Raw genomic sequence first — 22,961 nt, 5'->3', positions numbered from 1 at the left:
TTGATGCCTGTCTTATTTCTAGGGTGTTTTGATAGAAATAGGATAAAAAATGCAGATAGCATCCCATTCCAAAGAATATAGCTTACTGTAAGATAATGGGAATTTCACTAATCTAGAGTATTGTGGATACTCCGTTGCCAGATTCGCCCGCCAGCATAAACTCATAAAAGGGGTATTGGCAGATGATGTCTTCAAACAAATCTTCAGTTTTATTTAAGGCAAAAATTGATAACTACGCTATTTTCCGGCAGTTAGAGATTTTTATTAAGGTTGTGGAATGTAATAGCTTTTCAGCCGCGGCGCAGAAATTGAATCTGACGCCCTCTTCGGTGAGTCGCAGTATTTCTCAGCTGGAAGAACACCTTGGTGTCGTTTTGCTAAAGAGGACGACACGCAACCTTATTTTAACCGAACCCGGCAAATATCTATTGTTTCGTGCGCAGCATCTGTTGATGGATCTTGATGATTCGTTGGTTAATACCTCCAGTTTCCGCAGTCACCCGCAGGGCCAGCTTAAAATTACCTGTTCAATTGCCTTTGGTGTCTGTCATCTGATGCGTTTGTACAGTGAGTATCGAAATATCAATCCGGATGTCCGGCTGTCGGTTGATCTTAACGATCAGAATATCAATTTGAATGAAGAGAATATTGATATTGCTCTGCGTATTACGGCGCACCCGCCGACCAACTTTGCTTTACGAAAAATATGTAAGATCAACTGGGTGTATTGCGCGAGTAAGCGCTATTTAGAACAACGTGGACTGCCTAAAACGCAAGCGGACTTAAAGTCACACGATTGCCTAATCAATCCAAATGTGTCCGATAGCTGGCAATTTATAGATGACGACGGTCATTCACAGGCATTAAAAACCAATAATATCGTTGAAGTGAACAGCACATTGGGGTTACTTGAGGCGGCCCTTCATCATCAGGGGATCGTCAATTTGCCAACTTATCTGCTGGGGGATCATATTGCTAATGGTGAGTTGATTCCTGTTCTGCTCGATCATGATGTGAAAGAGCACGAGTACAGCCTTTTTGCTCTCTACCACCCTGGCCATTATCAGGACCCCAAAGTGAGAAGTTTTATTGATTTTATTGTGGAAAAGATATCTGCGACACCCGCTTGGGATGATTGGATGACAGTGTAAGGTCTTAAAATCGGCAAATCGTCTTGGTATTGCGATAGGGGATTGCCGCCGCAGCCAATGGCGCTTTCCCCCGACTTTTTATGCCGCCTTACGGCGGCCATGTTTTAAGGGGGCATTATTTTACGCTATTGACGTAACGAACCATGCCTTGAAGCAGTTGTGCAAACCGATGTGATTCATAATTACCGTCACTTGGCACCATCCAAATACTGCTGAACTCCAATTGGATCGTTGGCACGCCATGTGCTGCACCGAACTTGGTAATGGTTTCGTTCTTGGAGGCAGCAAAATAGTTATTTGAATAATTGGAAATACCTTCATTTCGTAATGAGGCGATGAGTTTAGTGAGCAGTTCGTCTTTACCCAATAGCGATTCTCCATTCATCGTTCCAATATCGACATCATAGGGCCGAAAAGGGTGGCTGCCGTGAATATCAATAATGAGTTTCGGTTTTTGAGATTTGATTAATTCGGCTAGCTGCACTTTATAATCATTATCATCGTAGTAGTTGGGATCGGACGGGGAGGCTTTTGTGGTGAAAATGACAGTCGAATTCGTCAGTTTTCCCAACATGATTGCCAGAGCTGCTGTCCCTCCACCGTCAGAGAAACGATACTTTCCATCTCGGAATGGTTGAGTCGCATGTGGCGCACTGATGATAATAGGCTCCTGCCCTAAGATAACGTCGAACCACTTTTCCCCCTCTCTCGGTTGAACATCCTGATTTTTATCTGCTTCCTTCTGATAGATAATGGCTTCTTTGATTTGTTCTGGACCGAGCAATGCTTTTTCAAAGTGACTCGTTTCCTGATTCAATGAGAAAGCAGGAGCTGAAAAAATAAAGAGTGCAACAACAGTGAATTTTATGACTAATTTCATATTAAGTAACTTCTTCATATTGTCATCTCTTGTTGAAATAGTTGCCGCTTAATTGCGCCTAAAAAAAACAAAAGTAACGAATTTTAGAAAACCTACGTGATAAATAATACGCTGCCGTTACCCTCGACTATAACCTTGCCTGAACCCGCATAAACAAACCCTAAAGCACCTTCATCAAGGTTGCTATGCTGGTGGGGGATTTAACCTCCCGGCTAAAGGTCTATGCTAAGACGTACGCTATTGCTGGAATTATCAAAATTGCTAGAATGATCAAAATCATAAGTAGACCATGGATCGGTTCGCTCCCGCTGGCTAAACCGATCAGGTTTCTCGAACATATCCGGCATTTTGTTATTGTTTTTGGACTCCAAACAGATCTTGTTAATACATGCCCTGTTGTCTTTATAGGTAAACGTCGAGTCACTATCCTTTAATACCAAAGGCTCCACAGCCATCAACGGGGTGGATATCAGAAAGAACGAAACAATGAATTTTATTAATTTGCGTAGTAAAGCAATAAGCATTAATAAGTTAGGCATGATATTTCTCCATAAATAACAATTAAAAGTATTTTCCAAAAAATGTGTTAAGAATGCCATTGCTCACGAATTTCGGGCAGGGGAAACCCCCGAAAAGATAGGTAATATAACGCGTTACTATTATTCAAACTTGTATGAGCGCGCGCTAAAAAATTAGCTTGCGAGAGCCACTGCCGTGACCATCCTCAGCGATTAACCTCCATGGTTTCTCCCACGATGAAGGACAACCGCTCAGCAGCCACAACGACTGAAGGTGACTAAAAAACGTTATTCATGATCGGCGTCTTCCTCATAGCAAAATAAATCGCCGGGCTGGCATTCCAGCGCCTTACACAGTCGCTCGACAGTATTAAGCTTAATGCCCTTTATTTTTCCATTCTTCATTAACGACAAATTGGCTTCAGTTATACCGACCGCTGCAGCAAGTTGCTTTGAGCGAATTTTTCTTTTGGCCATCATGACATCAAGTGTAATTATAATTGCCACCTAAAGACCTTATATATAGAGCTCATTCTCTTGATGAATTTTAGTAGATTCTCGAATCATCCAAGCGAATGCACAAAGTATGATACCGACGACAACATCATAAACACTGTTGGTTGATAGCCCTAAGGAAAATACAAATATTCTTTCCCCCGGTGGTAAATCCAATGAGATCGCCAAGCTTTGTCCTGTCCAGCTCAGTTGATACAAGAAAGGACTGAGTATGTTCAATATACCTGCAGCCCATAGAAGTTTGAAGTTACGGGCAGTCCACAACTCATTTCTGGATAAACGTAGGAAGAAAAGCCCTGCTAGCAACCAAACTGCAGAGGTGACGATAATCGGCAAGAAATTGAGAATAAAAAGCAGCGCGATTGCCATCTTGGAAAGTTGAAAGCTCGGCTCGGCCAGGAGAGGTTGACTGTCTGAAAACGCTTGCAAAATCCCTTGTAGCATAACGGTCCCATGGTTGAACCACATATAGAGCTCGCCGACGGTATAAACGATGCCTAACCCCCAAGCAAGTATCGCCGTGCCTTTGCCCACCAAGCTAAGGCGAGTCGAGGAATGTTGCTTTTGGTCGGTTATAGGTTGTTTCATGCTTAAATCGTCCTTAATAAAATGAAATTTCCTGCAGAGTATGTTGAAAAAATTATCGCATTACAATAATTTTTTGTTGGTTTGAGTAAATTATACCGTCAAGAAGGTGTTGCACTATAAAAAGACAGCATTTGATTCATGGAGGTGTACTTTAGTCCGATGCTCTTGCTTAAGGCGCTTTACTTAGTTTTGAGGGGATTCGCCTGTTTGCGCGTGGCTTAGGGGTTTGGTAGAAATGGCAGTGTCGGCATGAGCGAAACGATAATATCGGGACGTTGATGACACCGCGAAGCGGTGTCGAGTTTCTCAATTGATGGTTCTGCAGGGGAAACTAGTCTTTTCGATAAGTCATTTTATGACTTGTTACCTTCTTCGATTAATTTCTTATAGTTATCAATTAGTTCATAGCCGTGAATGGGTGAGTCATGGCCACCAATAACTGTCTTGATATCGAGATTTAAATTTTTAAGTTTCTGCAAGGTCTTTGGGTATTCCTTTAGATTGGCAGAAGATAAATTGCCTAGTTTCTCTTTAATAATACAATTGCCATATAATGTTTTTTCATTAGGGAAATAGACAAATATGCCATCAGGTGTGTGCGATTCACCAGTGTAGATCGTCATTATTTCACCATTTTGGAGGTCAAAGTTATTATCAAAAGTCTTTGTCGGTAAAACGAGTGGAATCATAGGATATTCAGGTATTCCCTTACGGGTAAATTCTACGATGTCTTGCCAATGAGCTGACATTAAATCATACGTCATTTTTGTTGATACTATTTCCGCACCATTATTTTTCCAATATAGATTACCACCGGCTCTATCCGTATGATAATTAGTATTAATAACTTCAGTGACGGGTTTTTTGCTTATTTTCTTTATTTGTAAATCCAATTCTTTAGCTGTATCCGGTGTCCAAGTGGCGCCAATAACAGTGATGTGCTCTTTACCAATATAAACCATAGAGTTTTCTTTATAGTAATAGTTATCTTCGACGACATAAAGATTATCACTGAGTTTTGTTAATGATATTTTAGATGCGTAAGCATTCTGGAAAATAACTAATAAGCCTAATAGCAGTAATGTTTTTTTTGACATGATGGGATACCTTGAATGTATAAATTAAATTTGTGGAGATTATAGCGGAGTCATACTTTCTCTCCATCTCAAATTTTGACTGAAACTAGGCTTGTTTATATCCCGTTTAAAATAATCGCTTTAATAATCTATTTTTGTAGGGGGAGTGATAATATTATGTAGGGTAATTTACTTTTAAGTGTGAGAAGTGTCACTGTTGATGTTTAGGCTTTATGTATCACACATTATAAATGGGGTGCTTATAGCCTAAACATCAATAGTATTATCATATTTTTTAAAACGAAATTTATCGGAAATCAGAGATCAAAAACTCTAGTGGAGTTCTTCCAGTAAATTTTATTTCTATTCTCATCTGAGATAGGTGCGGAATCCATAAATGCCACTGCTTCCTGCGCTGATTCATGGGGGTAATCGGCAGCAAAGAGAATGGAATCTGCTCCTAATTCGGCTAGGCAAAGTTGTAAGGCTGCATCAGAATACATCCCACTCGTTGTAATGACGAAATGTTCTCGAAAATATTCACTTGGGAGCTTTTTCATTTGCCGCACAGCACCAATACTGACCTGAAGTTTATAGCGATTATCAATACGCTGTAACCAGTATGGTATACCTTCACCTAAATGGCCCAATATAAATTTAAGGTTAGGTAATTTATCAAACACACCACTCATGATTAATCGTAATGCATGTAGCCCTGTTTCTGCGGCAAAACCCCATCCGGCAAAATATAATCCATAATTAAGATATGGAGCAATCATACTGGGGGACGGCTCTCTTGGGTGAAGATAAATCGGCAACTTCAGTGATTCACTGCTTTCTAATATTGCAAAATACTTCTCTGAGTCTAAATATTCCCCCATAGTGTGGGAATTAATTATCACTCCCTTCATGCCTAGATATTTACAGCGCTTCAACTCTTTTACTGCCGCTTTGGGATCTTGAGGGGCGATGGTCGCTAACCCAGCGAATCGCCCCGGAAAGGACTTGATAGCATCACTTAATATCTCATTCGCTTGATGTGCAAGTCGAACGCCCATTGCGGGTTCAAAAACCTGCACGCCTGGCGAACATAGTGACAGTATTTGTAGGTCAATGCCTGCGGCATCCATATCTGCAATTCGTTCTACACCAAGGTTGAGTAGCCTATCTTGTACTATTTTGGTGCTAGGTGTTGCTTTAAGGTAGGTTTGTCCCATTATACGGAAGCCTGGTTCTACATCATCTTTGCTTAAATAGTTGTCCCACTCAGCGACAATGCAGGGAGTAATAAATGCTTCTTCTACCGCTATTATTCTGTTTTTCATACTACTACCATATTTGATGAATGTGGATTAAGATTGGATTCATACCCAAAACCCTGTGCTTATTTCTGTACTAAACCCCGGACCAAATGCCACCATTAACCCTTTTTGGCCCGGTAATGGTGGCTCATTTTCAAATAGTCTGTTTAATACATCGAATACGGCAGCACTTGATAGGTTACCGTTCTCTGATAAGGAGTTTCTACTATTTAATATGTCCTCTTCTTGAAGAAAAAGTCCTTTAACAAGTTCATCTAAAATTCGCTTTCCGCCGGTATGAAAGACATAGAAATCCATTTCATGTGGTTCTTTCTGAGTGGTTTTTTTTAAAAAATCATTTATTTCAGGGATGACTAATTTAATTGATGACATGACTTTCTTATTTAATCTAAAGTAAAACCCTGCATCTTTTATCTTATAATAGATATAATCTTCTGAGTTGCTTAGCAAAAATGAATGTGTTGCTGTAATTGCAAAACCTTTACCTCCTTCTCCACGAACGACACTTGCGGTAGCCGCATCGCCAAAAAGAGAGGCGGAAATTAGAGAGGATAATAAAGTATCTTCTGGATGGAATAACAATGAACACAGTTCGACATTCACAATGAGCACATTGTTGCCAGGGTGAGCATTGCAGTAGTCGACTGCCAGATTGACCGCTGCCGTTCCTGCGGAGCAGCCCAACTGAGAAATGGGCAGTTGGCGTGTTGTTGCGGAAAGTTCGAGATCATTAATCAACATGGTCGTTAATGATGGCATCGAAATACCGGTACATGATGTTGCGATAACCATATTAATCTCCGATAGGGCTAGACCGGAATTTTTAATGGCTTGTAGTGCAGCTTCTTTTGCGAGTTGACGCGCATATTTTATATAGAGTGAATTCCTCTTCTCTAATCCACAATCAAATATAATTTCCTCAAGTGGTCGTATAAAATGTCTTTTTAAAACTTGGTTGTTACTAATCATCTCAATTGCTTTTGGTAATTCTTCAGTATCGGAAAAGTTGACCTTAATAAATTCAATTATTTCCTTTTGAGTAACGCTGTATTTCGGAAGGATAACGGCTGGTTTACATATTGTTGGTGTAGATATCTGAATCAATTAAGACGCCTTATTTAATGCTTAAATTAGAGATGAGCTTGATGTGTTTTATAAATACCCGCCCATGAGTCGTGAGCGGGAAAAGATAAACCTATGTCTAGACGACTAACACCATTATTCTAATGGGCCAAAGACCAAGTTTCCTGGCGCGTTCAGATCGTCACTCATATAAAACTCTGCAAATGCATGTTTCATTTCATCTAAGGAAAACTCACCGTCTCCATTGATATCCATTTTATCAAACAGAGATTTGACGGTAGCATCATCATACGTACCAAAATTTTTCAGAAGTTGTGCATATTCAAAATAAGAATAGTCACCGCTGCCATCAGCATCTAGAGACTTTAGTATTGCCTCAAAGAAGTGTTGCAAGTGGAGAGGAAAACTATCGAAGGCGACAGGTTTTCCTGAAATCTGGCTATCAAATACCGCAAGCCACTCTTTTAGGGTGATTTTACCATCACTATTGCTGTCGGCATAATGACTGAAAGCCTCCCAATGTTGCATATTAAGCGATTCTAGTTCTTTAGCTTGAGCTGAATTTGGGTCCCAACCAGCGATTTCATAACGTCGTTCTGAACGGCGAGTAAAGTCATATTTCTCTAAGAAACCACTATTATCAAAATCATAGCAATTGAATATTTTAGTAAGCTTCTTTATCTGAAATTGTGTTAGCATGAAAATTAAATCCTTAATGTAAAATGTTTTACGATAATCAATATTCTGATTTTTATTCTTTATAAACGCTCTATAAAGTTACTTTTTATTCCTTAGCTTGAATATTACTGAGAGAATAAAAATATTAATATTGTCCATTAGGCTCTATGCCGATGAGATGCTGTCCTACCATTGATGATGTTGCATCCCAATTCAAAGCGATATGTTGCATAATCGCATTAGAGTCTCGCCAGATTCGTTGCATTGGTTGGTCTAGTGATAGACCAGTACCACCGGTGTGTGTAAATAAGATCGTAATAGCTTTATGCAACAATTGCGCAGAGAATGCATGGTCTCTTCGATTACGAATACGACTATCTATGTTAATCATCTCTTTATTAGCTACTTTTTTTTCGCAGTCTGATATATCTCTCATGAGTAAAAGTTTGGCAGCATCTATTAATGCAGATGCTTCTGCCAAATGAGATTGAATTGGAAAGAACTGACTTATTTTGTTTCCATCACCCGCGACTGCCCCGCGAGTTATTCTTGAGCCACATTGTTGAATAAAAATATCTAGTATTCCTTGAGCAGCACCTAGTAATGGTGAGACTAAACCTAAAGGGACTACAGATAAAAAAGGTATTCTGTATATGCTATTATGATTAACGGAACTGCCTGGAGGCGAACCAGAAGAAGCATCTATAAATGTAAGACACCTGTGCGATGGAACAAATACCGTTTTATCTATGACTATTGTTTTAGAACCCGTACCTTGTTGCCCAAAAACAAACCAGTCATCCTCAATAACCCATTCATTTTTAGATATAAGTACAAATCCACCCATTCCTGTATCGTTTTGACTTCCAGTATTAAACTTCACACCCAGTAAGGCCCATTGAGCATTATCGACGTTAGATGCAAACTTCCAACGACCTTGGACGATATAGCCTCCCTCAACAGGGGAAGCAATAGTTGCCGGAGCATAGGAACCGCACACGATAGCTTCAGGATGGGATCCCCAAACATCTTGCTGCGCTTGAGCGGGGAAAATGCTCACTAGCCACTGATGTATAGAGCAAATGGAACAACACCAGGCCGAGGATACACATCCTCGGCCCAACTCAGCCATGACCTCAATAAACGTTGTAAGATTATATTCATACCCGCTATAACGTATTGGCTGCAATAGCTTGAAAAATCCAGCATTATGGAACTGCTGCATTGTTTCTTCTGATATTCGTCTGGACTCTTCGACGCTACGAGCATGGCTACGCAGGTATTGTGTCAGTTCACGAGCTTTTACTATCATATCTTGTTGCGGCGTTGACGTGACAATTGCTGGTTTCATCTTTATGTTTCTATCCATATTTAACACTCAGCCTAAATTATCAACAAATATAAAATAATTTAGCTAGCATCCGATGCAATGAAATTAATAGTTACGTGAGTTAGTTGCCATATGGGATTTCACACAAAATATAAAACCACCAAGCAATCACTTATCTTTATATGATAGATAAGGTTTGAAAGTGGGTATGTAAGCTATAAGGCTAATGTATGTAAGATTATTCATTTTTTGATTAGGGGGTAATCCTCGCCCAATTAGGCGAGGAAAACATGGCATAATAGCCAAAGAGATTAATTTTCGGCGAGAACAATAAGCTTATCTTCCTCTTGGAAAGTGATTTCATCACTTTTCGTCGGATTAATGACAATGCCATAATTATGTTCTTTGTCGTGTTTGTATTTCATTTTTCTATAACCGATAGCAATATGGTCTTGAGTAGAGGCTGCTGCTATTACGGTATAGAAATTAACTGGACTGCTAATATTTAAATAGTTAGTCACACCTTTTAGGTAAATTTCAGCGCCATCAGAATCAAATATATCATCATAAATAGATTTCAAATTTATATTCTCTGAGTATTGGGCTAGTATGACACTGACTATTTTTGAACTGATAATAAAATCATCAGGATAAGCTGAATGGGCTAACTCTCGGTTATTGGGGTCTTGTATTTCACTAATTATTGAACAATGCTTATTTGTTCTTTTTACTATACCGCGCAAATACATCAGTATCATTAGAGTTGTAGAGTCAACATCGTTCACATCTACGTTATCGGGAGATAATACAAGAACGCTTGAATAGTTTTCAATATTAGCGTCTATGATATTTTTGTACTTCGTAATATCTCTTTGTATAAACTCTATTTCTTGATTTTCTAACACGATACTATTCATGGCATCACATATTTTATCTCTTGCGTCACTGGGTTGATAAATGACTGTGGTATGCGACCCTGCGCCAATATAGCTATCCATTTCACGTATCAGAAGTTCTGCGCGGGAATTCCAGCCTAATATTAACGTATTGACATTGCGATTGTTAGCTGCGGTAAATTTCGGCTTGTTTAATATTGCCATATAATTAATTTGGTCATGAAACTTTTCATTTGTAGTCGATATTTCACCAATAAGGCTATCATCTTCAGAAATCAATATGACTGATTCACCAACCTCAAATACGTGATCTATATTCGGCACTAATTTATTTATCCCATTTTTTGTTCTAATACCAATGACGGTGGATTCAGAATATTGCAACATAACATCGCTAAATTTTCTGCCGACCAGACTAGCTGAATTACTGAAGTAAATCTCATCACCGTTGAATGAAAGTAGCTCTCCATATATCATGGCTAGCCCTGGTTGATGGCAGCTTTGAGCACTGATTTTTGCTATTAATGGATCGCTGACGACTAAAGCTGCTCGGCCATTGGACGCGACCAGTGCAGCTTGGTAGTAATCTTCACTTTTCACTGCTGCGGTTATAGTGCATATGGTTGACGGTGGGTTAAGCGCATTAGTAATAGCGAGTAATGTTTTAACTACTTTAATGTCATGTTGGCGATTGTCTGGGCCTAATACAATAATTGCCCGGGCCGTATCAAGGCTAAGAATATCAATGTCTTCTCGTTCGCAAGTATTACCGCTGCGGCACACAATTTTTGAGCCATAATAGTGTTTAAATTCAAATAAAGAAGTTAATTTTTCACGAATAGTTTCTTCCATCGTAAGCTTGTCTTCTTCACCCATGATAACTATTTTAACGCCACCATTACTTTGATTAGCGAGGATGATTTCACCAATAATATAATGAGCCTGCATAGACCAACCCAATATTACGACATGCTTTTGGGCAAAAATCATTGAGCGGCCACGGCGAAGATCGTGGATTTTTTGGAAAAGGGAATAGTTTAATACGCTGCCAAGCATAGCAGCCATAAATAACCCACCAATCCCAATTATAATACCGCCGATAATAGAAGACGTCGTTCCCCCTTTTAGTGTTATTCGCAAAGCATTTTGCATGTTGCTGCTTAAAACACTTAGGAAATTTTGGTTTTCGCCACTGGGTTCAACATTGATTAAAAAAAGCGCAGAAATAGCTGATATTATAAATGTTAATATTAAGATGGCAATTAAAAAGGCTCCCGTACCTTTGGCCATGAAATTGTCTAAATGATAAAGAAGTGCTTTTTTAAATAGGTTCATATAATTTCCGTTTTGAGTAAAAAATGTGAGTGTGTGATTGAAAATGAATGTTTATGCGCTTAGTCCTGATATGTCTACTAAATAGTAATGTGAAAATTTAATAACTATGTGGAAGTACGGTATCTATGTGCTATCGCCAACACAGTTCGTCTTTTGGTCGAGAATACCCTTTCCATATAGTGCGGATAATACTTCGCCACTGACAGTTATTGGCCCATAATTCAGCCTCTTGTTGAAGTTCTTCATTCATGTTTTCTGATGTTAAATGTTTACCCGCAGAAATACTGGCATTTTTTATTAGCTCAATTCTTGGTTTTCTCTGAGCATTGATTTTTTGCAGCAATGTAATGATATAGGGGTAACTATCTTTATTTTCGAAATATTGATTTTCAATAATGGCATCAATAAATACTTCAGATGAATAGTAAGCATCTTCAATCGCAGTTGTCGCACCTTGTCCTAATGATGGTGGAAAGGCATGGGCGGCATCGCCAAGATAAAGAATAGGCAAAGCTTCCGTACTCGTATGTATTGTTGGGGTAAACTTAATTGGGATTGATTGAAATCTTGACCAGTGTATATTCGCATTTTCATTTTCCAATACACTCATGAGCCATTTACCTTGTTTACTCAAATTTGCTGCCCCACCTGCTGGCATAAAGAGTGCTTTTAAAAAATCAGAACTTTTCATTATTGGCGATATTTCAGTGTTATTACCAAGAGAAAAATTTCCGAACAGATAAGTTGAACCTGCTGGATTTTGCTCATTAGCTTGACAATGAGATAAGCCAACACGACATAATGAATTAAATGGGGGCAAATCTTGGTAATGGGGGTGCCCTATTTTGTCTGGGATATTATAGATTAGCTTTAAATCGTCAACGATAGGTTCGGATGTATTTGGTACTAATAATCTGAAGTTTGAAATACTATAATAGGTTGTAGTATCAGAATCTCCTGAATTAATCTTTTCCTCTGTGTTTCTTACGGCAGAGTAACGGCCATCTGCGGCAACTAATAGGTCAAACTCACCAAAGTCTTCATTGGCGTAGATACTGTCTTCATGAAATAACAGTGATATTTTATGTGTGGAAGAATCGTATTTGTAAGAAGATAATTGCATGCCATAGACAATTCTAGATTTATCTAAGAGATTACGTAATAAATGATTAATATTATCCCACCTGATTGTTGCACCATAGTCATCAGCCAAGCCGCTTTCTATAATATCTTTAATTTTACAAAGACTATTATGGCTCATGCTTATAGAATCAATTTCCATCGAAACGCGTGGGGTGGTTATCTTCCGTAGTTGGTGATAAAGCTCATTATCATAGTGCTTGATGGTGGACATACCATTTGGATTAATAAATATGGCAGCCCCTTTTGATGGTTGAGCCCAATGTGGAGAAACATCGGAATTAACGTTTTTCTCGAAAATAATAACCTCGGGATTTTTCAAATAACGTTCAAGTTGTCTGGTGAAGATTGAACCACTAAAGCTTGAACCAATTACGGCAATTCTTAGTTTTTTTTTCATGGCGATTTTTTATTAGTCATTCATTAAAAAAACGAAAAATATGATTTTTCGCACATTAGTCTGTGCCAACCGTAGGATATATGATTGGCACAGTATTATTTTCTAGATCTAGATGATTTACAGCTTATCAACCGACGAACAGTACTCGTGCTTCTTGTTTTAGAGACAGCTCTTTGGCAAAGAAATCTTCAACTTTTTGTAACTCTTCTTTAGAAATACCGAGTAGAGAACTGATTTTTCTGATGGCGTTAACTTCCTCAGTGCTATATGTTCCATCTGCGGCGCAGACTTGCATCGCACTGTAAAGTAATGAAAGAACATCCGATTTTTTTGCATTCGGATTGACTTCAATAAAGTTAACGACTTCTGTAGAGAGGTCGATAGTAGTTTCACTTTCTATTAATGCTTCGACCATTTCTTCGGTACAGCCGCGAGCAAATGCTGCGCCGATGAAATAATCCATTTCTTTTTGAGAGACGTCACCATCTGCTTTAGCGCAAGCAAGCAGAAGGCTTAGATAGTGTAATTTTTGCGGGGTGCTGACTTTTTTATCAACACCATAGGTTTGGTAGAAAAACCAACTTGCTAAAGCTGCATTACGATCAAGCTTTTTCAATGTATATTCCTTATAATTTTAATTTGGATTTTATAGTACAAAGATATCGACCATTTATAATTGCTGAGGGATTTACAAATGGTTAACCGATTATTAACGCATCCTTTTTATAAATACAATCATTGGCCTTTTCATGGTGCTAACCGAGATAAGTAGCGAATCATCAGGGTAAATGCAGCTCTAATGCAGAGATTCCGGCCTAGCATCAGTGTTATTAGTCATTTTTTTACGATTTTTTAATTCAATAAATAATTACAAATATAAATATTATGAAATATATTCCATGCTTTTAATTAAAGTCGGCTTTAGGGTTTTTAGGTGTTTTTATTTATAATAAATGGCGATGGATTACAGGTTAAATAGAAATGTCCTACGATATGCGATAAGGAAAACTAGGGGAGCACGTTTTTCAGCAAAAATATACTTTAGCCTACTGGTATTGTTTTATTATTCGTTTAAGTCAATCTAACCAGTTGCCTGATTAGATTGACAGTTCTGGTACTAGAAGAGGGCGCTGAAACCGATGTTATAGCGAAATTGTTCACCACTACTCAGATTGCCGGTTTGAGATATAGAGGCAAATGCGGTTAATTGGTCGGTCAATGGTAGGCTGGCTCCGAGAGTCATATCCAGCCAGTTGTTATCTTGTTTGGCGGTGTTACGCACAAATTGGGTTTGAGTCGATTTCAACCCGCCACCTGCTCGGTAGACATCATCACCAAACTGGTGCTGATAGAGCACTTCGGCGTAAGGAGAGAAATGGCTGAATTGTCCACTCAATCGCCAGCCGATTGCACCAATCTGTGAATGATAGGTTTGATCGTTGAAATGCATCGCAGTGCTACTGTTACTTTGCTCGCTATAGCCAGACACATTACTGTAGTCCAGAGAAAATTGTGTTATCGGGCCGGTTGTCAGATAGGGAGTGATCGGGATGTCATAACCTGCGGTCAACCTGGCTCCCCATTGTTTACCATGGGTATCACCGTTTTCAGTACGGGTCAGTGGCCCGAGTTGCATACTGCGTTGGATATCATCGTAATTCATGGTTGCGTAGTGCAAATCGGCATTTACCCAGCCGTGATCAAGTATATCCAAGGCGGTAAATGCGGAGAACAAGAAACCACGTGCGCTATAATCATAGCGGGTGGAAGGTTTTTGATTGTCATTCGAACCTGAAATCAATGCTCCAATAAGCCAGCGGTTAGTCAGTTGATAGTCAACGCCTACACTCAAATTATGTGTAGTGGCATGACCATTTCCGGCGGTCAAATTGGCCGAATAGTCGTAACGCTGCCCAGCATAACCGCCAAAAATCCCCAAGGCATTCGGTGGATTTTTACCGGTACGCAATTGTTGGAAACGGCTATCGAGTGTGGCGCGGGTGTCTCGGGCAATTGCTGCCGTAGCTTGGGTCAGCGCGACAACTTGTGTTGGCCCGTCAAGCACCGCCTGCATATAATCGGCTACGAGCAAATGGGCTTGCGGACTTGGGTGAAAATTATCGGCAAACAGATACGACTGACTGTCATTAAAACCGACTTGCGTGGCGCTACAAACTGCTGACGATACGCCTGGCGGGCAGGGCATCCCTACCGTATTGGTAAAGCCGAACTGACGTGGATTGGCGATAACTTCGGCAAATAATCGGTTCACATCAGCTCTGACGATATTGCCCCCATTTTGTGCTAACTGGTGGTCTTCGCTGCTATTGAAGAACTCGGTAAGCTTTTCTGCCTGCGTGCTTAATTTGTCGTAGGCATCGATAAGCTGAGCGGCGATCGCATGTTGGACTGATGGGACAATGCTTGCCTGCTCGGCGGCAGCGGTAAGTGCCTGATGGATTGCTTGCTGATGGCTGGTATTATCGGGTGTGGCTAGCGAGTTTAGTGTGGTATAGGCCGCTTGCACTGCAGCATTTTGCACTGCGCTCAGCCCTTGCTGGATAACTAGCTCCATTAGCATTGGCGTAGAACCGATGTTAGGTACCGTCGGCACTATCACCGTGCCAGCACCCGCGTTTAGTAATGAATTTACCTGCATGGCGGCAGCCACCGCACTGGTATAAGCCACTGTCTGTGACGCGGCGGGATTGAGTGTTGCAGCCGCGGCGAGATCATTACCACCGATCCAATGGATATACAGACCGTTGCTATCCGCCTTGCCGTTTACCCGATTCAAATAATTTTGCACTTGATCTTGGGTGTTGTGAGTGGCATTCAGTGCCGGATTTGCTACAGCGCCACTGGTCGCATAATTGAAGCCACCATGACTGGATGGGAGCAAGTTGGTACCGATATGTTGTGCTAACACTTCGTCATACAGAAGGTGGGTACTGCTATCGTAGGTGAATTTACCATTATTACCGGTATCACTCAGACTATCGCCAAATACATAAAGTTGGTCATATGCGAATGACAAAGGAATGACACAAAACGATAAAGTGGCGGCGAGTGTAGCCATTCGTGCTGCATACGATGTTCTTGAAGACATTAATCAACTCCATTGAATTTTAAAATAATGAATAATGCTAGATAGTTATTTATGATATGGTCACAATAAATATTAGTCATTTTTATCACAGTATGTCTTTTAGTTTGCTTATTTAATATGTGTAGCTTGATGAGGATTAATCATACTATTCAGAATAGTTGACAAACCATGGGTTACAATACACTCTTTGTCAATGGCTTAATTTTATATAATTTCTCATTCTATGGTTTTTTATAATTGGAACCATAAGTGGTGGTGTTATTTTTGGGGCGGCGTGAGTACTCTGTATCAACATTGTTTCTGTTGTTTAGGTAATTTGATTTAATGTATTTCTGAATGTTATTTAGTCCCAATGAAATTTGGCGCTGGTTTACTTTTGCTGATGCTCCATTCGAACCAGTAGCAAGATCAATTAATTTAATATTGTGTGTGTTTTTCTCAATGACAAAAGTCAATTCGCCAACATGCAGGCAGATCTTACCTAGATTATCTTGTATGGTTTCAATTTTTTCATATAGAGACCGCTTATCTGTGACTTTATCTATGGCACGTAAAATTGTTGTTTGTACACCAAAGCGCTGCATAAGGGGCTTAATTTGGGTAATGAAATCAATTACCTTTATTTTATATGCGGGTTCATATTCTCTCAATTGTTCTTTGTTATTTTCATTTAACTTATCATAGAAATCTTTTAAGGCTTGATTATTATATATTAGGTTTGTTTTAGATGGTTTTTCAATGAACTTACCATTGTTTTCCGGTATTATATCTATTAGCTCGGGAAGAAATTTTTTGAAAGCACAGAATAAGTTATTATGATTTTGTCGTTCACTTCTCTTTACATGCGGCTTGCAAAACATTACACCATGAGGATCAATCAAATTAACATATAAAGCTTTGTCCATGCCTGAAGCGTGTTTTTTCCAGATAACAGATTTGTTGTCTAATTGTTCAATCAAAAATTTCGGCATTGATTTAATTGCTGTTTCATCTAAGTTTATAGAACTTACTTTTTTATTCATAAACTTTATCCTTAATTGTAAAATTTCCAGCTGTTCCTAATTGTTCATTAAGCATGAAAATTAAATTTCAGAGTTCTTGCAATTCTAAATGTGATTTTTATCTGACTTGAATTTTTTACCAATACTATAATCTTGATGACGTATTAATAATACCCTCTGCTTAGTCGGTTTAATTGTAATGTTTATTTTTCATCTTTACCTTTTAATAACGATAAGTCTTTTTTAAATAATTTAAAGCTATACTTAGGTCTGGTTGATACCTATGCTTTAGTTTTTGACGCTTGGATTTTAAAATATTGGCATGTTTTTTATGTGTTGATAAATATAGTGATATTTTAGTTTTCGTCCGAGTTTGTATTTTTTTTTCGCAAATTAACTAACGTAACCACATGATAAATGGCGTTATCCTACAGACTATTTTCCTTAATTGAAGTATTGATGGTGAGTTAATCTTTGGCTAACCTGACTGAAAGTAATAATTTGGTTTAGCTTTTAGGGCCAGTTAAATAAGGAAAGTTAGTCTGGATCTGTTACTTTTGGAGTGGCTCATTTTTCGTCAGAATAAAAAGGAAACAACATGTCCTACCTTCGCAAGATAGTTGCCGTTTTCTTCGTTCCATTCTTCATTTCTCTCGCTATCAACCCTGCTGTTGCAGAGAATACCCAAGTGGTTGAAGCGCCATCTGGGGTGAAATATGAGTTAATTGGTTACTGGGATCAGACACGGCTTAATAAAGTTCTCCAGCAGGAGATTCCTGAATTTGCTGGTGTAACAGTAAAATACTCGCCGGCGACCAATGGAGTGAAGCTTTATCGCATCACTTATCCATCAGTAATACCGGAGCGGGGCAATCAACCGACAACGGCCAGCGGACTGCTGGCTATCCCTGACACCAAATCCGCGACTTTCCCCTTGGTTTCATATCAGCATGGCACCGTGTATGGCAAGCAACAGGTACCCTCGTTCCCTGAGCAGTCTCTTGAGAGCGCATTGATGATTGCTCAGTTTGCTGGGCAAGGGTATGTGGTCATTGGTGCAGATTATTTCGGTATGGGGGAATCTACTGAGCCGGAAGGTTATATGGTGAAAGGCAGCCATCAGCAGGCTAGTTATGATATGTTGCAGGCGAGCAGGGTAGTACTACAGCAGATGCATATAACCACGCCAAAACTGTTTATTGCTGGTTGGTCACAGGGGGGCTTTGTTACGATGGCTTTCTTGGAAAAGTTAGAACAAATTAAAGTGCCTGTAGTGGCAGCGGTAACGGCCAGTGCGCCGACCGATATTTTCATGACATTAAATGGTTTCCTCAATTTCCCGCGTAAAAATGATGCCGATTGGGTACCGACATTATTTATCCTGTCCGCATTCTCTTTCGAGCATTATTACGGTGTCCCCGGTTTGGCGCGTTCGGTAATCAATGATGATTATTATGAGGTCGCGCGCAAGGCCTATGAGAAAAAACCATTTAACGCCGCTGATATTCCCACCGATTTACATAAACTGGTACGGCCGGAATATTTTGATCCACAATTTTTTGCCACCTCAGCCTATGGTCGTTTGATAGCCGATACTCAAGCTTATCGTTGGGTGATTAAAACGCCAGTCAGGAATTATTATGGTGAAGCTGATGAAGCCATCAGTATTGGGTTGGGCAAATTGCCAATGACCTATCAACAGGCTATGGGGAATGGTAACCCGCAGGTGCAGGCGATTTCTACCGGCCAAACAACCCATCGCGGCACTTTTGCGACTGCGGTGCCGCAATGGAAGATCATGTTTGATAAAGATGGAAAATAAGCTGTGGATTGAGGTTGTGGGAGCTATAAAACTGTTTTTAGCTCCCATTGCCAGAAAATGCAATCACTCAATATTTATAACTTGAACAGAGTAAACAAAGTAAACAAAGTAAGATCATAAAATTTTTAATTAGTGACAGCGAATTCTTTACTTTACGCCAAACCTATAAGTTAGTCTGGCGTAAAGCCATATAGCCTGATTCTCTAGCAGAGAAATAGTGACTGAAACGCAATGAAATATTAATGCTTAATTAAGTTCAGTGACAAGATATTGATTGCCATCGGATGGGTAGCACATGTCACTTTCCTTAATAATTCGCCAAACTGAACCCGGAGGGACAATAAATGACAATCCCTGAGAATAATACTTGCCACCTCCTTTAATTCTTACTTCCGCTATGTTGAGCCCATCAACTGTGGCACTTATCACTCCCCAAGCCCACCAAATGGCAGTATCACAGTGCACCCTTATATTGATTTGTAGATACTTTCCCGTATTGTTGGGTATGTTACTGTTTATATGGAGATTATTTTCATAATAAGGTTTTTTGATTTGATTCGAGTAAAGTGTCAACGTATCAGTCAGTAATGCCACCAGATGGCCGGGCTTAATTTCAGGGCCAAAGCTCCAATCGGTGGCTTTTACTTCCCAACTGCCACTGATACCTTGAATCGGCTCTCCGGCCTTGGCCATAAAACCTGCTGATGTTCCGGCCATATTGACCATAGTGCCCAGCTCACTATTGGTATAATCTGGCGTGCTGGTAATCCCTCCGCTGGTAATTAACAGGCTGCGTATTTCAACACTATGCGCTGGTTTGCTAAGTTTGATTAACATCGTTATATTTTGTTGTTTTCTACCCAGCGTACTTTGAATTTCTGTCGCTAAATATCCGGTATCCTGTAGGTCTTTAATGGTGACCAATTTAGTGGTGGTACCGGCGTTATACTCTTTAATCAGCTCACCCCGTTCGCCTTTTAAATAAAGCTGTGCCGCTTTGGCTACACTACTAAAGTGTTTGGCATCACCACGTAATTGTAATTGTTGGTTGATGCCGGACATCCAAGTGACAACTCCGGCCACCACCACGGCAACCAGCATTAATGCGATCGCCAGTTCTATCAGGGTTATACCCCGTTCCATTCTTTGTTTCTGATTCATAGTTATTTTCTATACGCCGATGACGAAAAGATAGATTTAAAACAGACTGACCCAAGCTTTTTGTACTAGCGCTTGATAACGCTGGTTATGAACGGGCGTCGCAGAGTGATAACGGCCAATTCCGTGCCAAAGGTCGCCATTAGATTGCTTAATTGAGCGTTGTAAAATCCAAGCACCGACTTGTACGTTATAGCAGGGGTCATCGCGTAATTTGATATATGCCTGATCGCGATCACCTGCAAAATGGGCACGAGCAACCAGATCTAACCACGCACCGGTATTGATTTGCATGACCCCAAGATCCTCGGTACGGTTGCGATTTTTGGCTGCAACACCAGGGGCTCCACCTTCAACTTTTATTACTGAAACCAATAATTCCGGTGGTAATTGATGAACACTGGCGGCCTGCATCACACAGGCTGCGAGTACGGAACTTAATGTAGACATAACAACATCAACCTTACTTAATAATGAGTTCGTTCAGCAGGTCAGGTAACCCGAGGCATAGCAGGAAGCTGGCAGCAAGAGCCGGTCCCATTGGCACCATCAATTGGCCACGCAATCTTGCGGGGAGTGCGATCAAAATAAAAAGAGCGGCGGCGATAAACAAAAACTGCGGTATTTTTGCAAACCCTAGCCAAGCCCCTGCTGCTGCAGCTAGGGCAATATCACCACCAGCCAATACATCCAACTGGCGCCAGCGCCCGACAACAGCCATACAAAACCACATCAGACTGAAACCGGCGAAGCCGCCTAATGCTCGTTCAGCTATGGAGGGCTCAAAGGGTGATAACAGCAATCCGGCCCAAAATAATGGCAGAGTCACCACCGCTGGCAGCCAAGTCTCACGCCAATCAATTTCAGCCAAAAACAGCAGCACCTGCCACAAAATACAAGCGGCCAATCCTTCGGCAGTCGGGCCAAACCAACTCAATGCAATGACCCAGCCCAATGCGCCAATAGCTTCTATCAATGGGTGGCTAACTGAGATCCGAATACCACAATCTGGGCAGCGCCCTTTGGCTAGCAACCAGCCGATGATGGGCAGTAAATTGATGAAATCAATACGTTGCCCACAACTATCACATCGGGAAGCCGGTGAACAAAGGGTTAGCCCGCTAATGGGTTGCTCGCGCCAGCCCATTTGGTGCGGTAAACGGTACACCGCCAAACGACCAAAACTGGTTAAAATCGCACCTAACAATGCTGCAAATGATAATAGCCAGCCAGTTGGCAATAGAGTCAGTTCAAATAACATCATGATTAGCGATTTCTCATTTCAGCATGCCGACGGCTGTTGACTTTCTTTGTCGCACACCAGTACCGGAACATTGCTGTCACTGGATTCGAGCGGAACAGAAAATTGGCTGCCATTGCCATCCATCACTTTACTCGACTGTGCATTGTATACACCGGCCCCCACAATATTCTGCTCCGCCCATGCATACTGAATCATGCTAATTGGCGGCAAGCGCATTTGGTTCACTGCGCGTTCATTGGACAGCACAGTAAAAATTAATTTGCCATTATTACTGACGAAGGAGCTCATTCCTGAGCCAGTGCTAAATAGCTCCCCCGTACGATTGTTTTCGTCTAAATAACTTTTGAATGCAACGTAACGGATATTAGTATCTGTGTTGCAGCTAGCTGGGTTATCTCGACAATATTCCACCACCGCCCGATGCTGAATTTGCACTATTCTGGCTATTTGATCCGCCGATTGTTGTTGGCTTTCATTCAGTAAATCTTCACTGAGCAACAATAGCGGTGTGATCGCCAGTAATATGAACATAGGTAAAACAATTATCCACATAGGTGATTACTCAAATATCAACCGGTAATTGACCACGTTGAATTCGCATCCGTTGGGCCTCAATGTCGGAACTGAGATGTTCGAGTTTTCCACCACGAATTTTGGCGCGTAGGCCGTGCTCGTTGCCAAAACAGAGCATTTCAGCTTGCAGTTTACGCTGGCCTGGATTTTCTGGATCAGCGGTTAACTCTTGCTGTATTACTGCCGCCAAACCATCCGCCAGAATCGAACGCGCGAGTTCTTGCGAGCCGGAGCTGGCCGCTGCAATCTGTTGCAAAGCCATGATGGCACCAGGAATAGAACTGCCGTGAATAGTCGCTAGCACTAAGTGGCCATTAACTGCCGCACGAATAGCTTCATTTGCCACTTTAGGTGCACGAATTTCTCCCAGCATGATATAGCGTGGGTTGTAGCGCATGGCCGCAATCATCGCCGTTTCGAACCCGCCCGCCGTGTGGGCATCAATCTGGTACCAGAGTCCCTGACCTTTATCGCCATAAATTCCCTGTACCGGAATTTCAGGTGGGTCTTCCACGGCAACGGCGATATCACCATTTATCGTCACTAACTGGTTTAGCAACGAATACATCGTGGTGCTTTTACCAGAGCCGGTGGCACCGGCAATCAGCACCAGCCCGGAGGTTTTACCCAGCTTCAGCAAGGTTTCCGCCATCGCCGTAGGTAGCCCTAATGAATTCAATTCCGGAATCGGATACTTAGGGCGACGCATGAAATATCCAGAGCCGTCAATAGTATCGATGCGCGCCACACGGTAGGGCACGTCGTCGTGGCGGAAAAAGAATTCCTTATCGCGCGTTTCACTGTTGATAGCCGCGATGATGGCGGCAATATCACCTTGAAAACCTTTTGGTACGGCGATAATTGGCCCTTTATAGCCGACCACATGACGCAGAAATCCGCGACCATCTGGCCATAGCATGAGGTCGGAAAAACTTAAATCGCGTAGTTTTCCATTCACCACCTGAGAATGGTCGGCGTCGGCGATGACAGCCTGCACCATAGGCGTTGGAGGCGGTTGATATTGGTGGAGTGGCATCTCGTTGATACAAGGCACCTGTAACCCTGTTTCTGGTTGCGAGCCGAACTGACTTTTTGGTTTGGATGATTTAAAGAAAGACATA

Annotated in this window: 20 protein-coding genes; 2 read left to right on the top strand and 18 right to left on the bottom strand. The window is 40.9% G+C overall.

Annotated features, from left to right (window positions below; all coding sequences use genetic code 11):
• The first annotated feature begins 185 nt into the window (after positions 1-185).
• Positions 186-1,151: a LysR family transcriptional regulator gene (locus BN68_RS13915; protein ID WP_042806810.1), complete on the top strand. Its 966-nt coding sequence runs from the start codon at positions 186-188 to the stop codon at positions 1,149-1,151.
• Positions 1,152-1,266: 115 nt separating this feature from the next.
• On the opposite strand, the gene BN68_RS13910 is transcribed toward BN68_RS13915, so the two are convergent.
• From BN68_RS13910 to BN68_RS13845, 13 genes are all read right to left on the bottom strand, one after another.
• Positions 1,267-2,049 carry a hypothetical protein gene (locus tag BN68_RS13910; RefSeq protein WP_019211767.1) on the bottom strand — a complete coding sequence of 261 codons (783 nt, stop codon included), beginning with the start codon at positions 2,047-2,049 and terminating at the stop codon, positions 1,267-1,269.
• 788 nt (positions 2,050-2,837) lie between these two features.
• Positions 2,838-3,056 carry a helix-turn-helix domain-containing protein gene (locus BN68_RS13900; RefSeq protein ID WP_019211765.1) on the bottom strand — a complete coding sequence of 73 codons (219 nt, stop codon included), beginning with the start codon at positions 3,054-3,056 and terminating at the stop codon, positions 2,838-2,840.
• 9 nt (positions 3,057-3,065) lie between these two features.
• Entirely contained in the window at positions 3,066-3,653 is a 588-nt protein-coding gene (locus BN68_RS13895; RefSeq protein ID WP_019211764.1) for a hypothetical protein, read from the bottom strand.
• Positions 3,654-4,006: 353 nt separating this feature from the next.
• Positions 4,007-4,750: a subclass B2 metallo-beta-lactamase gene (bla, locus tag BN68_RS13890; protein ID WP_019211763.1), complete on the bottom strand. Its 744-nt coding sequence runs from the start codon at positions 4,748-4,750 to the stop codon at positions 4,007-4,009.
• Between the two features lie 296 nt (positions 4,751-5,046).
• Positions 5,047-6,054: an amidohydrolase family protein gene (locus BN68_RS13885; RefSeq protein WP_019211762.1), complete on the bottom strand. Its 1,008-nt coding sequence runs from the start codon at positions 6,052-6,054 to the stop codon at positions 5,047-5,049.
• A 39-nt stretch (positions 6,055-6,093) separates the two neighbouring features.
• Positions 6,094-7,155: a type III polyketide synthase gene (locus BN68_RS13880; protein WP_019211761.1), complete on the bottom strand. Its 1,062-nt coding sequence runs from the start codon at positions 7,153-7,155 to the stop codon at positions 6,094-6,096.
• 114 nt (positions 7,156-7,269) lie between these two features.
• The gene (locus BN68_RS13875) at positions 7,270-7,833 is read right to left on the bottom strand and encodes an EF-hand domain-containing protein (protein WP_019211760.1); all 564 of its coding nucleotides are present in this window, start codon (positions 7,831-7,833) and stop codon (positions 7,270-7,272) included.
• A gap of 124 nt (positions 7,834-7,957) precedes the next feature.
• The gene (locus BN68_RS13870) at positions 7,958-9,163 is read right to left on the bottom strand and encodes an acyl-CoA dehydrogenase family protein (RefSeq protein ID WP_196796396.1); all 1,206 of its coding nucleotides are present in this window, start codon (positions 9,161-9,163) and stop codon (positions 7,958-7,960) included.
• A 290-nt stretch (positions 9,164-9,453) separates the two neighbouring features.
• Positions 9,454-11,373 carry a CASTOR/POLLUX-related putative ion channel gene (locus BN68_RS13865; protein WP_019211758.1) on the bottom strand — a complete coding sequence of 640 codons (1,920 nt, stop codon included), beginning with the start codon at positions 11,371-11,373 and terminating at the stop codon, positions 9,454-9,456.
• 130 nt (positions 11,374-11,503) lie between these two features.
• Positions 11,504-12,913, bottom strand: a complete 1,410-nt coding sequence (locus tag BN68_RS13860; protein ID WP_019211757.1) for an FAD-dependent monooxygenase — start codon at positions 12,911-12,913, stop codon at positions 11,504-11,506.
• A gap of 127 nt (positions 12,914-13,040) precedes the next feature.
• Positions 13,041-13,529 carry a TerB family tellurite resistance protein gene (locus tag BN68_RS13855; protein ID WP_019211756.1) on the bottom strand — a complete coding sequence of 163 codons (489 nt, stop codon included), beginning with the start codon at positions 13,527-13,529 and terminating at the stop codon, positions 13,041-13,043.
• A 501-nt stretch (positions 13,530-14,030) separates the two neighbouring features.
• Entirely contained in the window at positions 14,031-16,022 is a 1,992-nt protein-coding gene (locus BN68_RS13850; protein WP_042806760.1) for an autotransporter domain-containing esterase, read from the bottom strand.
• Between the two features lie 221 nt (positions 16,023-16,243).
• Positions 16,244-17,044, bottom strand: coding sequence for a hypothetical protein (locus BN68_RS13845; protein ID WP_019211754.1), 801 nt, complete (start codon positions 17,042-17,044; stop codon positions 16,244-16,246).
• Between the two features lie 577 nt (positions 17,045-17,621).
• Here BN68_RS13845 and BN68_RS13840 point away from each other — a divergent pair.
• Entirely contained in the window at positions 17,622-18,845 is a 1,224-nt protein-coding gene (locus BN68_RS13840) for an alpha/beta hydrolase family protein (protein WP_019211753.1), read from the top strand.
• Positions 18,846-19,091: 246 nt separating this feature from the next.
• On the opposite strand, the gene pilV is transcribed toward BN68_RS13840, so the two are convergent.
• Genes pilV through BN68_RS13815 form a run of 5 tightly spaced genes read right to left on the bottom strand, consistent with a single transcriptional unit; the run spans position 19,092 to position 22,960 of the window.
• Positions 19,092-20,006 carry a shufflon system plasmid conjugative transfer pilus tip adhesin PilV gene (pilV, locus tag BN68_RS13835; protein WP_042806759.1) on the bottom strand — a complete coding sequence of 305 codons (915 nt, stop codon included), beginning with the start codon at positions 20,004-20,006 and terminating at the stop codon, positions 19,092-19,094.
• 36 nt (positions 20,007-20,042) lie between these two features.
• The gene (locus tag BN68_RS13830) at positions 20,043-20,453 is read right to left on the bottom strand and encodes a lytic transglycosylase domain-containing protein (protein WP_019211751.1); all 411 of its coding nucleotides are present in this window, start codon (positions 20,451-20,453) and stop codon (positions 20,043-20,045) included.
• Positions 20,454-20,466: 13 nt separating this feature from the next.
• Entirely contained in the window at positions 20,467-21,267 is an 801-nt protein-coding gene (locus BN68_RS13825) for a prepilin peptidase (RefSeq protein WP_019211750.1), read from the bottom strand.
• Between the two features lie 18 nt (positions 21,268-21,285).
• Entirely contained in the window at positions 21,286-21,798 is a 513-nt protein-coding gene (locus BN68_RS13820; protein ID WP_019211749.1) for a hypothetical protein, read from the bottom strand.
• Between the two features lie 31 nt (positions 21,799-21,829).
• The gene (locus tag BN68_RS13815; RefSeq protein ID WP_019211748.1) at positions 21,830-22,960 is read right to left on the bottom strand and encodes an ATPase, T2SS/T4P/T4SS family; all 1,131 of its coding nucleotides are present in this window, start codon (positions 22,958-22,960) and stop codon (positions 21,830-21,832) included.
• Between the last annotated feature and the right edge of the window lies 1 nt (position 22,961).

The sequence above is a fragment of the Yersinia massiliensis CCUG 53443 genome (assembly GCF_000312485.1).
Lineage (GTDB): Bacteria > Pseudomonadota > Gammaproteobacteria > Enterobacterales > Enterobacteriaceae > Yersinia > Yersinia massiliensis.
The sequence above is the reverse complement of the archived record's forward strand: the minus strand, read 5'-3'. Positions and strand labels throughout refer to the sequence as shown.